17 protein-coding genes, 1 tRNA gene and 2 pseudogenes are annotated in these 19,943 nt (G+C 58.7%); 7 read left to right on the plus strand and 13 right to left on the minus strand.

Going from position 1 to position 19,943, the window contains the following annotated elements:
- Nucleotides 1–3: 3 nt before the first annotated feature.
- Nucleotides 4–1,209 (minus strand): NAD(P)/FAD-dependent oxidoreductase, encoded by a 1,206-nt coding sequence (locus GB880_RS11755; protein ID WP_154490152.1) that lies wholly within the window; start codon nt 1,207–1,209, stop codon nt 4–6.
- A 98-nt stretch (nt 1,210–1,307) separates the two neighbouring features.
- On the opposite strand from GB880_RS11755, the gene GB880_RS11760 reads away from it, so the two are divergent.
- A tRNA-Gln gene (locus tag GB880_RS11760) sits at nt 1,308–1,382 on the plus strand.
- Nucleotides 1,383–1,580: 198 nt separating this feature from the next.
- Here the strand turns inward: GB880_RS11760 and GB880_RS11765 are convergent.
- Nucleotides 1,581–2,786 carry an IS256 family transposase gene (locus GB880_RS11765; RefSeq protein ID WP_013654810.1) on the minus strand — a complete coding sequence of 402 codons (1,206 nt, stop codon included), beginning with the start codon at nt 2,784–2,786 and terminating at the stop codon, nt 1,581–1,583.
- 763 nt (nt 2,787–3,549) lie between these two features.
- Here GB880_RS11765 and GB880_RS11770 point away from each other — a divergent pair.
- Nucleotides 3,550–3,795: a helix-turn-helix domain-containing protein gene (locus tag GB880_RS11770; RefSeq protein ID WP_154494472.1), complete on the plus strand. Its 246-nt coding sequence runs from the start codon at nt 3,550–3,552 to the stop codon at nt 3,793–3,795.
- A gap of 213 nt (nt 3,796–4,008) precedes the next feature.
- Here GB880_RS11770 and GB880_RS11775 read toward each other — a convergent pair whose 3' ends face one another.
- The 5 genes from GB880_RS11775 to GB880_RS15830 all read right to left on the minus strand — a co-directional run bounded on the left by GB880_RS11775 (nt 4,009) and on the right by GB880_RS15830 (nt 7,294).
- Nucleotides 4,009–5,526, minus strand: coding sequence for a hypothetical protein (locus GB880_RS11775; protein WP_154494471.1), 1,518 nt, complete (start codon nt 5,524–5,526; stop codon nt 4,009–4,011).
- A gap of 95 nt (nt 5,527–5,621) precedes the next feature.
- Nucleotides 5,622–5,909, minus strand: coding sequence for a hypothetical protein (locus GB880_RS11780; RefSeq protein ID WP_154494470.1), 288 nt, complete (start codon nt 5,907–5,909; stop codon nt 5,622–5,624).
- Complete coding sequence (locus tag GB880_RS11785) at nt 5,902–6,090, minus strand: hypothetical protein (protein WP_010399171.1); 189 nt, start codon at nt 6,088–6,090, stop codon at nt 5,902–5,904. The genes GB880_RS11780 and GB880_RS11785 overlap by 8 nt, the downstream gene beginning before the upstream one ends.
- Complete coding sequence (locus GB880_RS11790; protein ID WP_263467154.1) at nt 6,081–6,689, minus strand: tyrosine-type recombinase/integrase; 609 nt, start codon at nt 6,687–6,689, stop codon at nt 6,081–6,083. The genes GB880_RS11785 and GB880_RS11790 overlap by 10 nt, the downstream gene beginning before the upstream one ends.
- Nucleotides 6,623–7,294, minus strand: coding sequence for a DUF6538 domain-containing protein (locus GB880_RS15830; RefSeq protein ID WP_327077745.1), 672 nt, complete (start codon nt 7,292–7,294; stop codon nt 6,623–6,625). The genes GB880_RS11790 and GB880_RS15830 overlap by 67 nt, the downstream gene beginning before the upstream one ends.
- A 564-nt stretch (nt 7,295–7,858) precedes the next feature.
- On the opposite strand from GB880_RS15830, the gene GB880_RS11795 reads away from it, so the two are divergent.
- A protein-coding gene (locus GB880_RS11795) for an IS3 family transposase (RefSeq protein WP_263467155.1) occupies nt 7,859–9,012 on the plus strand; the annotation gives its coding sequence in 2 pieces (ribosomal slippage) (nt 7,859–8,117 and nt 8,117–9,012; 1,155 coding nt in all).
- 110 nt (nt 9,013–9,122) lie between these two features.
- Entirely contained in the window at nt 9,123–9,740 is a 618-nt protein-coding gene (locus GB880_RS11800) for a hypothetical protein (protein ID WP_154550797.1), read from the plus strand.
- A 137-nt stretch (nt 9,741–9,877) separates the two neighbouring features.
- Here the strand turns inward: GB880_RS11800 and GB880_RS11805 are convergent.
- Nucleotides 9,878–10,367: pseudogene (locus tag GB880_RS11805) on the minus strand (hypothetical protein); the annotation flags it as partial.
- Nucleotides 10,368–10,488: 121 nt separating this feature from the next.
- Here GB880_RS11805 and GB880_RS11810 point away from each other — a divergent pair.
- A complete protein-coding gene (locus GB880_RS11810; protein WP_013654810.1) occupies nt 10,489–11,694 on the plus strand; it encodes an IS256 family transposase in 1,206 nt (401 codons plus the stop codon).
- A gap of 159 nt (nt 11,695–11,853) precedes the next feature.
- Here the strand turns inward: GB880_RS11810 and GB880_RS15890 are convergent, their stop codons facing one another.
- The 5 genes and pseudogenes from GB880_RS15890 to GB880_RS11835 form a co-directional block, all read right to left on the minus strand.
- The gene (locus GB880_RS15890; RefSeq protein WP_154494175.1) at nt 11,854–12,153 is read right to left on the minus strand and encodes an IS3 family transposase; all 300 of its coding nucleotides are present in this window, start codon (nt 12,151–12,153) and stop codon (nt 11,854–11,856) included.
- Between the two features lie 295 nt (nt 12,154–12,448).
- Nucleotides 12,449–13,120 (minus strand): annotated as a pseudogene (locus GB880_RS11820) (IS5 family transposase); the annotation flags it as partial.
- Nucleotides 13,121–13,282: 162 nt separating this feature from the next.
- Nucleotides 13,283–14,263 carry a GGDEF domain-containing protein gene (locus GB880_RS11825; RefSeq protein ID WP_154494176.1) on the minus strand — a complete coding sequence of 327 codons (981 nt, stop codon included), beginning with the start codon at nt 14,261–14,263 and terminating at the stop codon, nt 13,283–13,285.
- Nucleotides 14,260–14,838, minus strand: coding sequence for a hypothetical protein (locus GB880_RS11830; RefSeq protein WP_154494177.1), 579 nt, complete (start codon nt 14,836–14,838; stop codon nt 14,260–14,262). Before GB880_RS11830 ends, GB880_RS11825 begins: the two co-directional genes overlap by 4 nt.
- On the minus strand, nt 14,835–17,003 hold the full coding sequence (locus tag GB880_RS11835; protein ID WP_154494178.1) for a ComEC/Rec2 family competence protein: 2,169 nt from the start codon (nt 17,001–17,003) through the stop codon (nt 14,835–14,837). The genes GB880_RS11830 and GB880_RS11835 overlap by 4 nt, the downstream gene beginning before the upstream one ends.
- 122 nt (nt 17,004–17,125) lie before the next feature.
- On the opposite strand from GB880_RS11835, the gene gltX reads away from it, so the two are divergent.
- Both gltX and gltA read left to right on the plus strand, forming a co-directional pair.
- A complete protein-coding gene (gltX, locus tag GB880_RS11840; protein WP_154494179.1) occupies nt 17,126–18,532 on the plus strand; it encodes a glutamate--tRNA ligase in 1,407 nt (468 codons plus the stop codon).
- 53 nt (nt 18,533–18,585) lie between these two features.
- On the plus strand, nt 18,586–19,878 hold the full coding sequence (gene gltA / locus GB880_RS11845; RefSeq protein WP_154494180.1) for a citrate synthase: 1,293 nt from the start codon (nt 18,586–18,588) through the stop codon (nt 19,876–19,878).
- Nucleotides 19,879–19,943: the final 65 nt, after the last annotated feature.

The following is a 19,943-nucleotide window of genomic DNA, read 5'->3' on the forward strand; positions in this document are numbered from 1 at the left end:
GCGTCAGCGCTTCGTTGCGGAAATTGCCTTGCCGGCGGCATGCGCCGATGCCCAGGCCCACTGGAAATTGTAGCCCCCTAGCCAGCCGGTGACATCGACGACCTCGCCGATAAAGAACAGCCCCGGCACGTTGCGGGCCTGCATGCTGCGCGAATCCAGTGCGGTGGTATCCACCCCCCCCACTGTCACCTCTGCCGTGCGCCAGCCTTCCGAGCCCACTGGACGCAACTGCCAGCGATTGATCCGCTGTCCTATCTGATCCAAGGCATTGTTCTTGACCTCAGCAAGTTTCCGTCCCTCGAAGCCAAGTTCGTGAACGATCGCTTGGGCCAGTCGCACCGGCAACCACTGGGCAAGGACTGTGGACAGGTTGCTGCGACCTTGACCTACGCGCCGAAGCCGCAATTCATCTGCGATGCCAAGACCCGGTGCAAGATCGATGGAAATCGGATCGCCAGGCCGCCAGAAGCTTGATATCTGCAGAATTGCCGGGCCTGACAGACCGCGATGCGTGAACAAAAGCCCGTCCAGGAAACTCTGATGCAGACCGGGCTGGGAATGGCTCGTCTGCGCCTGTATCGACAATCCGGCGATGGGGCGGCACAACTCAAGATCCTGATGGGCGAAGGTTAACGGCACCAGACCGGGCCGTGGCGCTACGACTGGCACTCCGAAATTGCGGGCGATTTCATAACCCAGACCAGTCGCCCCCATCTTAGGGATGGACTTTCCACCCGTCGCAACCACCAGATTGGGGGCCTGCACCATGCCGCGAGAGGTCTCAACCCGGAAACCATCCTGCCCGCCCGCGACTGCACCGATCGAGGTCTGCAGCCAAAGCTGCGCCCCTCGCATGCGATGCAGCAGCATGTCGATGATCTGCCGCGCGCTGCCATCGCAAAACAGCTGCCCCATGGTCTTTTCATGCCACGCGATTCCCGCGCCCTCCACCAGGTCGATGAAATCCTGCGCCGAGAAGCCTGTCAGAGCCGAGGCAGAGAAGCGTGGATTGCCTGACAGGAACCTGTCCGGAGCGGTGGAAAGATTGGTGAAGTTGCACCTGCCCCCGCCCGAGATCCGGATCTTTTCACCGGGCGCCCTGGCATGATCTATGACCAAAACCCGTTGTTTAGCTGCCGCAAGGATCGAGCCGGCACAGAACATGCCGGCAGCGCCCGCCCCAAGAATGATCGTATCAAATTGTTCCATGCTTGGGCGGATAGAGATCGTCAGCCGGAGCCACAAGTTTTTTCGGTTTTGCCTCTTGCACCCCCTCAACAGCTTGGGTAGATACCCGCTCACAGAGTTGGGGCGTGGCCAAGTGGTAAGGCAACGGTTTTTGGTACCGTGTACCGTAGGTTCGAATCCTACCGCCCCAGCCAGTTCACCTAAGTCAATAAGAAGATGATATTTTCTTCCCTCAGGGACAGGATCCTTCCGAACCTTTTCGATGGAATAGCCTAGATCAGCTAGCGACCTGCTTAGTCATGTGAGCGGGACGCCAGTCAGGATTCTGCCCCAAGAGATGCCGGTCACGTCCGTCAAGCTGGTGTAAATTCCTGGATGGCCTGAGGGCATGATCAGGCGGCTTTCGTGGTTATGCTGAGAATGGGGTCGATCTCCTCCTTGTCGATCTCGGCGAAGGCCTCGACCATCATGTAGCGGCTCGAGGTCTGCCATTCGTCGTTGGCTTCGAAGAGCACGGCGCCGATCAGGCGCATGATTGAGGCCTCGTTGGGGAAGATCCCGACGACATCGGAGCGCCGCTTTACCTCCTTGTTCAGGCGCTCGATCGGGTTGGTGCTGTGCAGCTTGGTCCTGTGCTGGCGCGGGAAGGACATGTAGGCCAGCACGTCATGCTCGCTGGCGTCCATGAGATCGGCCAGCTTGGGCCAGCGCGGGCGCAGTTGTTCGGCAACCTTGCGCCAGGTTTCGCCCGCATGGGCGCGGTCGGGCTGGTCGAAAGCCTGGCGGATCGCGGCGGCGACAACGGTGTGTTGGCCGCGCGAGACGTGGGCGAGAGCATTCCTGATCCAGTGAACGCGGCATCGCTGCCAGGTCGCTTCGAACACCCGGGCAATGGCTGCCTTGAGGCCGGTGTGGGCATCGCTGATCACCAGCTTGACCCCACTCAGCCCCCGGGCGCGGAGGGAACGCAGAAACTCGGTCCAGAAGGTCTCGGCCTCTGAGGGCCCAATGCCCAAGCCGATGATTTCCCTTCGGCCCTCGGTGTTGGCCGCCACCGCAATTATGGCCGCGACCGGCACGATGCGCCCGCCTTGGCGGACCTTGAGATAGGTGGCGTCGAGCCAGACATAGGGCCAGTCGCCGGTGAGCGGCCGGTTCAGGAACTCCCCGACCCTGTCATCGATATCCTTGCAGAGCTTCGAGACCGTGCTCTTCGATATCCCGCTGAGCCCCATGGCCTGCACCAGCTCGTCGACGCGGCGGGTGGAGACGCCGCCGATCCAAGCCTCCTGGATCACCGCCACCAGCGCCTGCTCGGAGGTCTTGCGGGCCTCGAGGAAGCCCGGGAAATAGCTGCCCTGCCGCAGCTTCGGCACCCGCAGGTTCAGCGTGCCCAAACGGGTATCGAGAGCGCGCTCTCGATACCCGTTGCGCCAGGTCGTGCGTTCACCGCTGCGTTCATGCCGGCCGGCGCCGATGATGCCTTCCACATCGGTCTCCATGATCAGTTGCAGCACGGCTTCGGCAATGCCGCGCAAGAAGTCGCCCTGATCGTGCTTGGCCAGAAGCTCGGACAGGTCCATGTTCGTCTTGGTCATCGGGGTCTCCGTAGGGGCCGTGGTTGAAGTCGCCAAACTCCACCTCGAACATACACCTCGATGGCCACCTGGGATCACACCGCCGACGGCGATGAAATTACACCAGCTCCTCGGACGCTAACGAGATGCCCCAGGGAACTGCCCCTAGAGCGGCATTCAAGGGGTGGCTGGGTATGCCGCTTTCAACAGGCCGAAGCGCAGGCGGCGGAAGCGGAGATCAATTCGACCCTCGGCACATCGCAGTATTTAGCAGTCGCTCAACATTGAGATGTTAAGTTACTCAGACAACATAGAGGAAATAACGATAGAAAGCATCATTTTGCATGTAAAATCCAATGCCTCCAGATGTTTTTCGTGAGGCGCGCCGGGGCGATCGTAGAGGTTGTTTATGAATGTTTCAAACATTGCTTCAGATGCAATTCTGATAAGGTCCGCGCTTTCGTCTGTCTCATGGTTGGTTCCCTCTAGTCGAGAGAGCAGCTGTGCGCGCGTGAATCCCCTTTCCTTTGCTCCGACAATTTGCTCCCCCCGCTTCTTGTGCTGATGCACATGCTTGCGCCGTCAGCGACTCCGTCGCTCTTGCAACCAATGGATCAGGAGTTTCCGCCTTTACGATGACAGGAGTCGTTGCCAGCGCAAGAAGGGTCAGCGCGTGGACAAAGGGTTTCAAGATTGGGTTCCTCTCACAAAATACTTCCTAGAATCTGCTTTTTTATAGAATACTTCATAGAGCAAGCGAGATAAGTCTTGCTTGTGCGCGGGGATGGATATTGACCCCGACGCCTTTCTGATGACCTATGCGCGGGTGCTGCGCCGGCATCGCAAGGATCTGAACCTCTCGCAGGAGGAACTCGCATTCCGGGCGGGGTTGAGCATGCGCTACGTGTCATTGCTCGAGAGCGGGAAACACCAGCCCAGCCTGAGCACGATGAAGGCACTGGCCGATGCTCTGGACACGAACCTTATCGCGATGATCGGTGAAGCCGAGAACGACAACGATCAGGCATAGCAGCCTGCCTTACGCCGCAGGGTGGCCCGCCTGCTACGATGGCGTTGTCTTTGCCGAGGCTGACGGAGCCCTAGTCATTCACTGCCCCTTTTGCCCCCCTGTGATGGCAGGATACCCTCATAACATACTGATATGTATAAGTATGGGGAAGAAGGAAGGAACAGGAAGAATACACAAAGAATCCTCCTCCTCGTGTACCCTCCCCCTCCTCTTCTAACCATACAGGAAAGGAACAACCTCCCTGCCTGTAGTATCCTCCCACTCCTTGAGCCTTGTCAGATATCCTTCACAGCGTTCCGTCTCGCGCCACATCTGGAAATCCTGTCGGACATGAAAAGGACTATACTGCATCGTGTCCAGCCCCAGAGCCTTGGCCTCCAAGGGAATCTCCCGACCGACCACCTCAACAGCAGCACGGATCATCGCCGCTTCCAACTCCTTGCTATGGGTATAGGGAACGATGGCGCTGTCGTGAATGGTCAGAACAGGCAAATCCAAGAGAGTGCAGTGGGTGATGACCTGCTCCATGATCTGGGAATCGGTGAACATCAACCTGATGCCCACATCCGAGCAAAGGCTACCTGCCAGCGCCGGGACATGCTCGCTAAAGGCGTCGATGGTCTTTTGGAGGGTTGTATTCTTCAAGTGTTTCCCGGGATGTCCAACCTCAAGCCCTTCCCGAAAGGCTAAACAGGCAGAATGAGTATCCTTGGCGTTCAGAGCCGTCAGCACCAGTTGCTTGACCAGACCGCGCTGTTCCCTTGGATCGGTATCCGGAAATTGCCCAGGAGGAAGCTCATAGGGATCAGGAGGAAGTTCCACCCCTTGCTGTGCTGCCAGAATCTGGATGTGCATGGCCTTGAAGTCGATCTCGACGGTCGGGGTGTCGTTGATGAAGATCTGCGACCGTAGCTTGCTGTTCAGCCCATGCCACCACGGCCCATAGAACCGTCCGTTCATCTCCCATGATCCTCGGCTGAATATTCGCCTGACAAACTGATGGCGAGGTCCGACAGCGACCCTGATGTCCTTTCCCCTGTTGTCCTGCCGGACGACCCACGGCTGCTCCAGGGTGTGGATGTCGATGAAGGTCCGCGCGAGTAGGACGTTATAAGCCGTCAACACCTGCCTCATGCGGAGGGTGTCATCGGTGTCCTGGTATTCTGCTGCACGACTATGCTCCCCTTCGCCCGTCTTCAAGATGATGCATTCCGAGGGGACGACCTGGATAGATCGACCATCAACAGCCAACACCTCGAATCGTTTCTGAAGCTCCGAGCTGGCCTGTATCCTGCCCGTCCGATTCCCCTTCGCACCGGGGGCGACGAAGCTTCCCGCCGATACTCGCACGAGACCTGCCACCTGTAGCTGTTTCACTAGCACCACCAGATGCTTGGAAAGCCCCAATGGGTTATAGCGGGATTTGCTATCCCATGCCCCCTCCGAGAAGGGCATACCCAAGCATAGAAGAGGATCCTCCTGCCAAGCCAGATAAAGGTCCGTCACCAAGACCCGTAGCTGCTCGATATAAGGCCGTGTGGGCTTCTTGCCGCCCTTCTGCTTCTCTGCCTCCCCGGTAGCAAAGTGCAGGTTCCAGATATCCTGCACCAGACCGACCAAGGCGGGGTCTTCCGTCCAGATTGTGGTGTTCAGAGGCCGGGAATGCTGAGGATCAAAGATCGCCTCCTGCTTCTTGTTGGCTGGCTCATCCCCTTGTAACTGTTGTTGCATCCTGTCCCCGTGTTCGTGTTGGCCTATGTATCTGGGTCTCCGAAGAAAAAAGAAAAGTGGGTGATCCCCGGCGACCGAAGCCGCCGAGGAAAAGCCTACATGCAGTCGATGGCATCCATGACAAGCTCAATGGCTTGTTGCTGCCACGGGGCAAGGACGGTTGATGTCAGAGGAAGCCATGCCCCACTATCGAGCCTGACCACCTCCTCCCCCTCATCCGTGACATCATAGGCAAGGCTGCCACCATCAGGCCCGAGGAACACCACCGAGCAATCGCTGCTGAAAACCCGTGCCAGAGCTTCGGCATCGGCTTCTGGGCCGTAGGGCAGCCACCACCGCCCGTCACGCTGCACGAGAGAATAGACCTCCAAGGGTTCAGTCATCCCACCCTCCCAGACGCCCGGTGTGCAGGTAATAGGCAAGGGCTTCCCGGAACTGGGCCGCATCCCGGAAACCCTGCTCCTGCGCCGCCCGATCCTCGGCCATGGAACGAGAAAGACCGCCATCATACTGGATGATAGCGGCCCGCTCCTCGAACTCGTCAATGTCAGGTATCAGGGGCATGGCAGCCCCACCTTCTCGACGATCTCGCGCTTCTGCTCGTCGCTGATCCCGGCGGAGTAGATGCCGTAAGTCATCCTGTTCTCCGACCGTGCCGACTGGTGCCCGACGATGGATGCCGTGAAATGCTCCGGCACCCCTGCCCGCTCGCACTGCGCCACGAACCACTTCCGGGTGGAATGGAACACGACACCGGGCCGGTCCAGCCCCAGAGCCGTCCGCATCGTCGCGAACCGCTTGGTCACGACCGAAACCGTCAGATCAGGAAACAGCCGCCCCTGCCTCGGCAGCCTTTCCAGAATCGGAATCAGGGCTGAATGCAACGGGATGAAGCGTTCGGCCGCATCGGTTTTCAGCGTCCTGACCGCATTGGGTCTGACCCAGACGAACCAGCCCAGATTGCCCTTCCAGACCAAATCCTCCCTGACCAGCCCAACAGCTTCACCGGCTCGCATCCCGGTCAACAGGCAGAACAGCAGGACATCGCTGATCCGGGCATCCTCCAAGGCCACCAGCCTCCCAACCTCGGCATCCGTTAGTGCCGCATAGCTGCGATTCTTGCCCTTGGCCTCCACCCGCACGGTCTTGAAGGGGTTTGCCACCAACTCCCCCTATATACCGCCCAGTCGAGGAAATGCCCGACCTGACTGACGATCCTCCTCTGTGTCCGGGCAGAGATACGCTCGCCACGGCTGGCCTGAACAAGCTGGTCCAGCCCGTAGCCACGGGTCCGCCATGACTTCCCTGCGTGACAGCCGAGTAGCGCCACCTTCCGCACAAAAGCCAGTGCATCGTCGCGTGTGATCGCCCCGATCTGCCTTGTCCCACAGGTCGACACGAACAACCCGACCGAGAATCTGACCGACTTGAATCCACCATGCTGTAGTTCCCGCGACCGCCGATTGAGATAGGTCTGGGCAAGTTCCTTTACCATCCTGCGCCCCACCAGAACTACCGGAGAGAATACTGGCGGCGTCACCACCACGGGCACCGGCTTCTCCACCACCTGCCCCGCCCTGGCCTTTGCCAGAACTTCTTCATATTTGGCATTGACCTCGGCAGCCCGTGCCTTGGCGATCCGGGCATCCCCGGTCTTCAACGACTGCTTCATGGCCTGCCCGAGAACAGGCTGGAGTTCCTTGGGGTAGTTCCTTCGATACAGCCAAGTCTGCTGCTTGAGATATGCGTATTTGATCCGCACAGACATGCGACCTCCATCTGGGGCATCCGCCCCATTCCTCTAGTGTTTCTGATTTTTCCGATTGACTGCTGCGGCTTAGAGGGACTGTTGAGTTCCCAGCCATACCTCGCCGTGCTCAAGCACCCTGAGGATCATCGAGAATCTGGCTTCTGGCATTCCCCCGCCTGCAGACCAGCGGGCGCTATTGGGATCGGATGTCAGCGCCACATCGAAGGCGCTAGCGACCACCACGTGCTAGGCTGCATCATACCACCCCGCCTTGAGGGCCTCCTTGTAGACCGCCATGGCAAGTTCGCGACTGATCCTCGATGCCACCCATGCGATCAGCATAAGGCTCAACCAGCGCCTGGCTGTGCGAAAGCCACGCTTGACGAGGTGTTGGAAAGTGGTTTTACTCATGAAGTAAGTTCCTGCTTCTGCTTCTTTATACAGATACGGGAGATTCCTCAGTTTTGCTGATGAAGCTGAGACAGTGCTCAAGTGCAATTGGAGTGGTTCATGGTGACCTGCCCCCCGGAAGTTCCCTCGCTGTGATGTAGAGTCTGCCCAACCTGAGAAGGAGCAGACGACGTGAGGAAAAGCCGTTTCACCGAGGCGCAAATCATCGGGATGATCAAAGAGCAGGAGGCTGGTTTGCCGACCTCCGAGCTTTGCCGGAAGCACGGGTTGAGTCCCGCGACCTTTTACAAGCTGAAGGCCAAGTATGGCGGGATGGACCTGTCCGACGCCAAGCGGCTGAAGCAGCTCGAAGACGAGAATGCGAAGCTCAAGCGCCTGCTGGCGGATGCCATGCTCGACAATGTGGTTCTAAAGGATCTCCTGGGAAAACCCTGACGACACCGATGGCGCGGCGGGACGCGGTGCTGCGGGCGATGAAGGATCATCCGATCTCTCAACGCCGGGCCTGCGTCCTGATCGGTGTCGATCCGAAAACGGTGCGGCGGGACAGGCCGCCCGACAACCCGGAAATCCGTGAGGAGATGCACAAGATCGCCGAGAAACGCCGACGCTTCGGCTATCGGCGTGTGGGCATCCTGCTGGAGCGCAAGGGCATGATCATGAACGAGAAGAAGCTCTACCGCATCTATCGGGAAGAGGGGCTGTCGGTGCGCCGACGCCGTGGCCGCAAGAGGGCCCGCGGAAGCCGAACCCCAATGCCGGTGCCATTGCGCCCAAACCAGCGGTGGTCGCTGGACTTCCTGTCGGACACGTTCGGGGCTTGCCGCAAGTTCCGCATCCTGGCGGTCAATGATGATTGCTGCCGCGAGAACCTGGCGCTGATCGCAGACACCAGCATCTCGGGCTCGCGGGTCGCACGGGAACTGGACGCGCTGGTCCGCATCTATGGAAAACCCGCTTGCATCGTCTCCGACAATGGCACCGAGTTCACCAGCAAGGCGATCCTGAAGTGGGCAAATGACAACAAGGTCGAGTGGCATTACATCGACCCGGGCAAGCCGCAGCAGAACGGCTACCTCGAGAGCTTCAACGGCAGCTTGCGCGACGAATGCCTCAACGAGGAGATATTCGACAGCCTGGCTGATGCCCGCCGAAAGCTGGCCCTCTGGCGATACGATTACAACAACGTCAGGCCGCATTCCTCGCTGGGCAACCAAACGCCAGCAGAAGCGCGCCGGGCGCTTGAGCAATCTGAGAGCTCCGCGCCCGGCGCGCTTGCCACACCCGAAACCGACCACTATCAACCCCAAGGACTCTCGTTATGAACGAGGGACGACCGGGGGGCAGGTCAATGGTTTTCCCGTTCTTGGCCATCGCTGTGCCGGTGCTTCATTCCTCTGGGGCTTGGATTGCCTCAACGGCAGCAGGTGGATACGTGGCAGGAACTCTGTCCAGCACTTGGATCGGTGCACTCGTTCTTGGAAATCAAGCACTGTTTAGCGGCCTTGGTATTATCTCGGTGGCAGGGATTTGGGGTGCTGTCGGCGGTATTGGGGCCTCGGTGACTGGAGGTGTCGGCGCAGCCCTGAGCGCAGTCGGGCTTGGTGGTGTAGCTAGCTATCTTGGCATCGCCCCGGTGGCGACCTTTCTCGGCCTAACCCCGGTTGGGTGGGCGATTACCGGGACCGCAACGGTAGTCGCGGGCACGCTTGGATATTACTTCACTCGCAGGACAATGCGGCGACTGAATGAGGAGAGGCAGAAGGGGGGGCTTGAGCCGATCACCATTATGCAGATCCTCCGGGAGGTTCGGCAGCTTGAAGCGCAGTCCATGAGTGACATCCTTCAAAGACTGTCCAGGGAACGCGACGATGTTCAGGTCTCGGCTAGCGGAGAAGAAGCCATTGTAAACGGTCAAGCATTCTCGGTCGGCAAGCTGAAATACGTTATTAGCGATGACGGATCTGAAGAGATCGTTTTTATAACAAGAACCGGTCGTAGGCAGCGGATATTGCTTGTGAAGCCCGCTAAGTCGAACCTCGCATCGGCTTGATGAGCTGAACGCTGGTTAAGCGTAGACTTTCGGATGTGTCGGATAAACGCCCCGCCTGCTGCCCCACCCCGCCACCGACTGGCAACATTCTGGTACCAAATCTTCCGTCTAGCAGGAATCCTACCGTCCCAGCCAATTCACCAAATATTTGATAGTACTATATCAACTTGCGTGAAAGCCTTTCGAGGCTTTCCGAAGACGGTCAGCGCATTGCTGGCGTCGACATGGCCCGCCGCCCGTCGAACTGAACCGCACCGGGTGTGCTGAGGGCTGATTTTGGTCAGCTGCGCAGCCAAGGCGTCAGTTTCCCGAGCGGCGTAGTAGTTGACCTCGGCTTCAGCGGGCGGGATCTTTTCGATCAGCTCGAGCAGGCGGCGTATATTGAACCAGTCGACCCATTCGAGGATCGCATATTCGGCGCCCTCGAAGCTGCGCCCAGGCCCGCGTCGGTGGATGCCTCGGCATTGAACACCCCGTTGATCGTCTCGGCCAGCGCGCTGTCGTAACTGTCGCCCAGGCTGCCCACCGAAGGCTAGATGCCTGCCTCTGCGAGGTGCACGGTGTAGCGGATGGACAGGCATTGAGGCCGAGGTCGCGGTGATGAACCGGTCCCTTGCCCTTGGCTGGTTAGCGTCCGAGGAGCTGGTGTAATTTCATCGCCGTCGGCGGTGTGATCCCAGGTGGCCATCGAGGTGTATGTTCGAGGTGGAGTTTGGCGACTTCAACCACGGCCCCTACGGAGACCCCGATGACCAAGACGAACATGGACCTGTCCGAGCTTCTGGCCAAGCACGATCAGGGCGACTTCTTGCGCGGCATTGCCGAAGCCGTGCTGCAACTGATCATGGAGACCGATGTGGAAGGCATCATCGGCGCCGGCCGGCATGAACGCAGCGGTGAACGCACGACCTGGCGCAACGGGTATCGAGAGCGCGCTCTCGATACCCGTTTGGGCACGCTGAACCTGCGGGTGCCGAAGCTGCGGCAGGGCAGCTATTTCCCGGGCTTCCTCGAGGCCCGCAAGACCTCCGAGCAGGCGCTGGTGGCGGTGATCCAGGAGGCTTGGATCGGCGGCGTCTCCACCCGCCGCGTCGACGAGCTGGTGCAGGCCATGGGGCTCAGCGGGATATCGAAGAGCACGGTCTCGAAGCTCTGCAAGGATATCGATGACAGGGTCGGGGAGTTCCTGAACCGGCCGCTCACCGGCGACTGGCCCTATGTCTGGCTCGACGCCACCTATCTCAAGGTCCGCCAAGGCGGGCGCATCGTGCCGGTCGCGGCCATAATTGCGGTGGCGGCCAACACCGAGGGCCGAAGGGAAATCATCGGCTTGGGCATTGGGCCCTCAGAGGCCGAGACCTTCTGGACCGAGTTTCTGCGTTCCCTCCGCGCCCGGGGGCTGAGTGGGGTCAAGCTGGTGATCAGCGATGCCCACACCGGCCTCAAGGCAGCCATTGCCCGGGTGTTCGAAGCGACCTGGCAGCGATGCCGCGTTCACTGGATCAGGAATGCTCTCGCCCACGTCTCGCGCGGCCAACACACCGTTGTCGCCGCCGCGATCCGCCAGGCTTTCGACCAGCCCGACCGCGCCCATGCGGGCGAAACCTGGCGCAAGGTTGCCGAACAACTGCGCCCGCGCTGGCCCAAGCTGGCCGATCTCATGGACGCCAGCGAGCATGACGTGCTGGCCTACATGTCCTTCCCGCGCCAGCACAGGACCAAGCTGCACAGCACCAACCCGATCGAGCGCCTGAACAAGGAGGTAAAGCGGCGCTCCGATGTCGTCGGGATCTTCCCCAACGAGGCCTCAATCATGCGCCTGATCGGCGCCGTGCTCTTCGAAGCCAACGACGAATGGCAGACCTCGAGCCGCTACATGATGGTCGAGGCCTTCGCCGAGATCGACAAGGAGGAGATCGACCCCATTCTCAGCATAACCACGAAAGCCGCCTGATCATGCCCTCAGGCCATCCAGGAATTTACACCAGCTTGACGGACGTGACCCCTTGGCTGGCCGGCCTCCGTGGAACTGGCTGCTCCAAGGCATCGAGAAATAGCCCCGCATGAGCGCAGCCGCTGACACGGCAAACGACGATCTTGCGGTCATAGGCGTCTATGACGAAGGCGACATGGGCAAACCCCTTCCAGGTCGCGACATAGGTAAAGTCGCTGACTCAGAGCATGTCCGGCGCCGGCACGCGTTACTGCGGTTCACTTTGTCGAACGGACACGGCGCCTTCCTGTTGGAAACTGTACTCCTGTGCGGCTTGCCCCGAATTGTGCCTTGAACGCCCATTACCTTCATCAGCCATGCCACCCTGCATCGGGCAATGTCGAAGCCCGCGCGGCGTAGCTGGCCCCGGATCTTCTGGACGCCGTAAGCCCGCCAGAGCTCATCGAAGACCCGCATCATCTCGGCGGGCAGCGCCTCATTCCCGCGCGCCCGATCAGGCAGGCGCGACGGATCGGCCCGCTTTGCCAGATGGCAATTCTCCCTGTTTTAGCGGGGCGCGACCATAGAACTTATGCGGCCATTTTCAACTTGATGCCGGGTGTGACGTCGCCGATGCCTATGTTGGGACGTTCGTTATTGTAGGCCCATAGCCATTATGTGGCGATCTGCTACACCTCCTCGATGGTTTAAAATATGCAGGCCAGCCATTCGTGGCGGACCGTCCGATCTGACTAGGGTCCAGACTCATTGATCGTCAAAGCCAGAACAGGGCGGTTGCGGCGAGGAAGACCTTTGGGCACCTGTCGTAGCGGGTGGCAATGCGGCGCCAGTCCTTCAGCCTGCAAAACATGATCTCGATGCGGTTTCGGCGTTTGTAGCGGCGCCTGTCGTATCGGACGGGCGTGCCGCAGGACTTCCGGCCCGGGATGCAAGGCTTTATCCCTTTGTCTTTCAACGCCTCCCGGAACCAGTCGGCATCATAACCGCGGTCTGCGATCAGTCAGTCCGCGCCCGGCAAGCTGCGCAGCAAAGCCGCCGCGCCCAGGTAGTCGCTGACCTGGCCTGCGGTCATGAAGAGGCGGAGCGGGCGTGCCCTGGCCTCTGTCACTGCGTGCAGCTTGGTGTTCAGCCCGCCCTTCGTCCGCCCGATCGGGCGCCCGCGCTTGTCGTCGGCGCCCCCCTTTTTGACCCGCAGGCTCGAGGCCGTGCGGTGCGCCTTGAGATAGGTCGCATCGATCATCACCACCTTTTCCTCGCCACCGCCCGAGGCCAGCCCCATGATCCGGACGAAGCCCCCCATCCGGCCCCAGCGGATCCAGCGGTTGTAGAGCGCCTTCAGTGGCCCATACTCGGACGGTGCGTCACACCACCGCAACCCGTTGCGATTGGCGAAGATTATGCCGCTCAGAACGCGTCGGTCATCAACCCCGTCAGTCCGGGAGCTTGAATCACACAGCCTGTGCCGCCTCAAGAAGATCAAGGGCCCTGGGCCTAGGTCCAGACATCTGCTCCTCCTCAGCCGGGCAGACGATACATCACATCCAGAGAACTTCCGGAAAGGTCATGAGCAGTTCTCCTTTCCAATCAATCAACCCTTCGACGGAGCTGCGAATCCTTGATTGATCCTACGCATGGAAACAATCCCCTTACCGGATCTTTTACTTTCATAAAGAAGGTCATCTGCAGCGTCAATTAATCTCTCGACGTCTAGCGAAATAACGCCCTCTATAATAACTGCACCTATACTTGCACCAAACTTAACACCAAACATACACTCGTCTCTGATCGAATCCAAAAGACTTTTTAATCTTTTTTCAAGAGACCCTTCAGAAACGCATGAGGTTATTATCACCACGAACTCATCTCCTCCAATTCTGCAACATAAATCATTTGCTCTGAATTTATTTTGAATTTTTTTTGCCACTTCCTGCAAAACCGAGTCGCCTACGGTATGACCGAAAGTATCATTTATCGCTTTGAAGTTATCCAAATCAATATGAGCAACAGCGATTCCGCCTAACGCATGATTTTTGATCATGGACAACCGACGCCGCATCCCTCTTCGATTCAAAAGTCCCGTTAAAGGATCTCTTTCCGCGCTTTCGGCAGCCACTTCCCATGCAGACTTGAAGAACTGGTTCATGCTATCGAGATTTCGTTGCGCCAGGCTGGCAGCTTCCTTGAGAAAGAGAATTTCGGTTACAAGGTCCGCCGGCGTAAAATCCTGCTCGGTCAAGTCATGCGCGCAAACCGCAGATGGCGTAAGGATTCCATAGCTGCAGTTGAGCAAGGCGGTCTGGCTATTCACCAAAGCCCCGTGAGCCCTTAACGGCAAATGAGGGAGATTTCTGATTTCAATAAAGAAACGTTCGCCTGTTGAAGCAAGAGAAAATATACTGCAATCTGGAACGCTGCCCTTGAATCTATATCCAATCAAATCCTCAGAGACGTTCTTCAAAGCCCCTATACATTTTTTTAACGTTTCACCCTGCCCAATGACAGCGCCATCTTTTCTAAAAATTAGATGGAATGGAAGCAGTTTTCCAAGGACAGTATGATCAATTTTCACGCACTTGCCCCTGACAATCTGAATGACTTCTTTCTTTGATAAGTGAGAGAGGCTACGTTTATTTCGATCCTCTTGCAACCGACGTCTACCACTGCGAGCGTCCCGTAGTCATCAGCCATTCCCTGGATCACCCCCCCCACCAGATGCGCTATCATAGCCCCTGTGTTGCTTACATGTATAATGTAGTTATCATCTTTTCTTTCCACCGAGAGCCGGAGGTCAAGCAGTATCTCACTTGAGTAAATCAGATTGACGCGCCCAGGAAGCTCCTGAACAGATTGCAAGAACTCCTCAAAATCTCTGCCACAAAAGCGCAGCAATCTTCTGATAGACTCCTGTCGGGTAATCCACAAACCTGCATCATATATTATTTCTTCCAGGGTTTTTCCGGTTGCTTTTGAAACGCGATCGATTCCTTCACGGACATCGCTTCGGTTTATGGGCCATGAAACCATACAATCTCTATTTTCCAAGCCGTCAAAGCTGTGATCATCTCCATATTGATCCAGAAGGAATTTGCACAACCAGAGGTCCAACAGCCCATGAGCCGGCAAATCGAGGTCATTCTCCATCATTGCCAAACCCTTCCACCATCATTCCCGGAATTTTCGATCAGCAACAAATTGCGCTCAGCTTTCATCGACAATGCCCCTAGATCAAGGCTTGAACTTTTGTCGACAAGTTTGCAGTCTAAAGGATACTTTTCGCCAGCAATCTGGGCAGCGACTATAACTATTGTGTTACTCTGGCAAAACCCTTTCCATTCCAGAGACGCAATGGGGGTTCGCAGGTGATGAACTTCCAGCCCATCTGCCAATCTCGCAACGCGATGGCCAGGCGGACCCTCCCATAATGGTCTTTCTGCAGCGCGCGTCTGTGTAACCGGATCTCCGTCAGCTTCCAGCCATTGCTTTACTGCAAACTTGCCACCGGTAGCGCTTGATGGCACCCGTCCTTGGGCGGTCATTATTGCAACGGCGTCTCGCTCGGCTGATATGAGAATCGCCGGACGCGTTGCTGTCAGCCAATTCAGTGTTGCGGCAGCAATGAGGACAAAGCCACATGCGCGTCGACAATGCTCTAGCGCGCGAATCCGTATCGGTGAAACTGGTCCCAGAACGGCTAAACTGGCACCCAAGGCCAGAAGGGGGAGTGTCGATGCAGGTGCCTGTGGGACCAATGTCACCGCTCCCTTCAAGTGGGAGACCGCACCGGCAACCTGGATCAGCCACTCGGTCCCTAGGCCCATGATCCACAAGGCTGGTGCGGCAAGTCCCAGCGGGGCAAGAATTGCTGCAAGAACCCCTGCGGGCATGACAAGGCTGCCGACCGCAGGCACGACCAGCAAGTTTGCGATCAGGCCATAATGCGTCAATCGCCCGAAATGTATGGCCGAAATCGGCGCCGTTGCCATGCCGGCTATAAGTGAAGAGAAAACAAGCATGGCTAACGGGCGTGTCCAGCGCGGAATCATCGATGACCACCGCATCCAGGGCTCATGTGCGATGATGAGTGCAACCGTTGCCGCAAAGCTCATCTGAAATCCCGAATTTATCAGGGATTCCGGCTGCCAGACCAGAACAAGCGTTGCGGCAACGGCCACCGTGCGCAGGGAAATGGCACGCCTGTCCAGCAAAATAGCTGCAAGCATGACCGCCACCATGATATAGGCGCGCTCTGTGGCCACACCACCCCCCGAAAGCCACAGATAGAATGTCGCGCCGATCAAGGCACCAAGGGCTGCGGGCTTGTGCACATGCCGTAAATCGGGTGCCAACCATCCCTGGACAGCAGCACCCAAATAGCGCAGGGCTGCATAGAGAAAGCCGGCCAGCATGCTCATGTGCAGACCGGAAATGGAAATGATGTGATACAGGTTGGAATCGCGCATCACCTGATTGGTGGTTTCGGCGATCCCCGAACGATCGCCGGTCATCAGCGCTGCCGCAATGGCCCCCGCCTGGCCTTCGATGCGATCCTGAATGGCTGCGGACAGGTTCATGCGCAGCTGATGCAGGCTGAACAGCGAAAAAACCGGCGCCGGCGCGATTCGCATGACCTGGGTCCGGGTGTAACCGATGGCCCCCAGCCGTTCGAACCATGCCACGCGCCTGTAATCGAAGCCGCCAGGTTCGGCCGGACCGTTCGGCGGGCCAAGATGGGCGGTCATCATGACCCGATCGCCGGGTTGCGGCGGGGTTTGGTCCGACAGAAGCGATATCCGCACGCGCTGAGGGGTCTTGTCTGGGGCAACATCTGCAATCACGACCTGATCGAGAAGAAGCCTGATGCGATCGCTGGATGATCGGTCGATGCCCAGAACACGACCTTGCACCGGACCATAATATCGAAAATCTAGGACCGGCGCAGCAACCGCATGCGCACGTATGCCTGCCAGTCCAGCACCCGCCGCCATCACGGAAACGCACAATAGCAGGAACAGCAGCCACTCGGCCAATGGCCAGCTCATCCGCCCCTGTCTGGCCCGGCGGCGCAGAATGATCCCGGCAAAGGCAGACAAGGCGATAAGCGAGACCAGGCTTGTATAGAAGCGCCAGCCGGGCTCGACAGGCAAGGCAAACCACCCTCCTATGCCGCATCCAAGCCAGATCGGCACCCAAGGTATGATGCCAGCGCGTGTGATCACAGAGGCGCGCGTTGCCGGGCTTTCGTTTTCCCGGCGATGGGCACGCTCTGTCGCGGATGCGCGCAGCGTCGGTGCAGAGAGTGCCGATTCCATCACCGAAACTTGTCCTTGCCTCAGCACTTGCGTATCTGTTGCGCCAAGAATGGCACGCCCGATCTTACAAAAGGGTTAACGGCGCCCGCCTTGTCCCCGCTTTTGAACCTGTCCGAGTTGAAATGACCCTGTCCCGTCCCATCGTGACCCGCTTTGCCCCCTCGCCCACAGGCTACCTGCACATCGGCGGTGCCAGGACTGCGCTGTTCAACTGGTTATATGCCCGCGGACGCAATGGTCGCTTCCTGCTTCGGATCGAGGATACGGACCGCGCGCGTTCGACGCCCGAGGCGACGGAGGCCATCCTGCAGGGTTTGCGCTGGCTGGGGCTGGATTGGGATGGAGAGCCGGTCAGCCAGTTCGAGCGCCATCCGCGCCACAGCGCAGTTGCGCATGAGATGCTGGACAATGGCACAGCCTACAAATGCTTTGCCTCGGCCGACGAGATCGAGGCGTTTCGACAGCAAGCCCGGGCCGAGGGGCGTTCGACGCTGTTTCTGTCGCCTTGGCGGGATGCCGATCCGTCCACCTTCCCGCAAGGCCCTTACGCCATCCGCCTGAAGGCCCCACGTTCTGGCGAAACGGTCGTCCAGGACGCAGTGCAGGGCAACGTTGTTTTCGGAAACGATCAGCTGGACGACATGGTGCTGCTGCGCTCGGACGGGACGCCGACCTACATGCTTGCGGTGGTCGTGGACGATCATGACATGGGGGTCACCCATGTCATTCGCGGCGACGATCATCTGACCAACGCCGCCCGTCAATTTCAGATCTACCAGGCCATGGGTTGGGAAGTGCCCGTCTTTGCCCATATCCCGCTGATCCATGGCACCGATGGCAAGAAGTTGTCCAAGCGCCACGGTGCGGTCGGCCTGCAGGACTATGCGGCCATGGGCTATCCTGCGGCTGCCATGCGCAATTACCTGGCCCGTCTGGGATGGAGCCATGGCGACGACGAACTCTTCGACGATGCCCAGGCCCTGGAATGGTTCGATCTGGACGGGATCGGCAAATCCCCCGCCCGCCTGGATTTCAAGAAGCTGGAACATGTCAGCGGATGGCACATTGCCCGCATGAGCGACGAGAACCTGTTGCAGGAACTGACAAGCTATCTGACCGCAAGGGGCGAGCCCGCACTGTCCGAAATGCAACTGAGCCGCCTGCGTCCGGCCCTTTCCAGCCTGAAGGCAAAGGCCAAGACCTTGCCGGCATTGATGGAACAGGCACAGTTCGCCCTGATCAGCCGGCCCGTCCAGCCCGATGAAAAGGCGGCCGCGGCCCTGGATACTGTATCCCGTGGTATACTGACAGAATTGACTGCTGCATTGCAGAATGCTAGCTGGAATCGCGAAGAACTCGAGTCTGCCGTCAAGTCGGTCGGCGACGCTCGGGGGCTGGGACTGGGCAAGTTGGCGGCGCCGCTGCGCGCAGCCTTGGCCGGTCGCAGTTCGACCCCCAGCGTATTCGACATGATGTTGGCCCTTGGCCGCGAAGAGACACTGGCCAGGTTGCAGGATCAGGCGGGTTGATACCCGCACCCATCACCCGGCCCCGGCCGGAGACAGGTGAAAGGAAACACGGAATGGCAGAAAGCAAATCCGCAAAGCTGCTCGTCAAAGGCAAGGAACTGGAACTGCCGATTCTGTCGCCCACGGCAGGGCCGGACGTTCTGGATATCCGCAAGCTTTATGCACAAGCGGATGTCTTTACCTATGATCCGGGCTACACGTCGACCGCATCCTGCGATTCGACCATCACCTATATCGATGGCGACAAGGGAGAATTGTGGTATCGCGGCTATCCCATCGAACAGCTCGCCGCAAAATCGCATTATCTCGAAGTGTGTTACCTGCTGCTCTACGGAGAGTTGCCGACCCAGGAGCAGATGGTCGACTTCGAGACCCGTGTGACCCGCCACACGATGGTGCACGAACAGATGCACAACTTCTTCCGCGGGTTCCGTCGTGACAGCCACCCGATGGCAACCATGGTGGGGGTGGTGGGCGCCATGTCCGCGTTCTATCACGATTCGATCGACATCAACGATCCCGTCCAGCGCGAAATCGCCTCGATCCGGTTGATCGCAAAGGTGCCGACGATCGCGGCGATGGCCTACAAGTATTCGCTGGGCCAGCCCTTCGTCTATCCCCGCAACGAACTGGATTACGCCAGCAACTTCCTGCACATGTGCTTCTCGGTTCCGGCCGAACCCTATCATGTCGATCCCGCCTTGGCCCGCGCCATGGATCGAATCTTCACCCTGCATGCCGATCACGAACAGAACGCTTCGACTTCGACCGTCAGGCTTGCGGGTTCGTCGGGGGCAAACCCGTTCGCCTGCATTGCCGCCGGCATCGCCTGTCTGTGGGGGCCGGCCCATGGCGGCGCCAACCAGGCTTGCCTTGAAATGCTGCGCGAAATCGGAACGGTCGACCGCATCCCCGAATTCATCGCACGCGCCAAGGACAAGAACGATCCGTTCAAGCTGATGGGCTTTGGCCACCGGGTCTACAAGAATTTCGATCCGCGCGCCAAGGTGATGAAGGAATCGGCCGACGAGGTGCTTGACCTCTTGGGCATTCATAACAACCCCACCCTGCAGGTCGCCAAGGAGCTGGAAAAGATTGCGTTGCAGGATGAATACTTCATCGAGAAGAAGCTTTATCCCAACGTGGACTTCTATTCCGGCATCATCCTCGAGGCCATGGGCTTCCCGACATCGATGTTCACCCCGATCTTCGCGCTGTCGCGCACAGTCGGCTGGATTTCGCAGTGGAAGGAAATGATCGCCGACCCGCAAAACAAGATCGGGCGGCCGCGCCAGCTTTATGTCGGCTCGCCCCGGCGCGACTACAAGGATGTCGCCGACCGCTGAAACTGCGCAGGTTTCTGGACGGCCCCGACTTTACGTCGGGGCTGTCTGCTTTTTATCCCGCCGCA

This window comes from Paracoccus sp. SMMA_5_TC (genome assembly GCF_009696685.2).
In the GTDB taxonomy this organism is placed as follows: domain Bacteria; phylum Pseudomonadota; class Alphaproteobacteria; order Rhodobacterales; family Rhodobacteraceae; genus Paracoccus.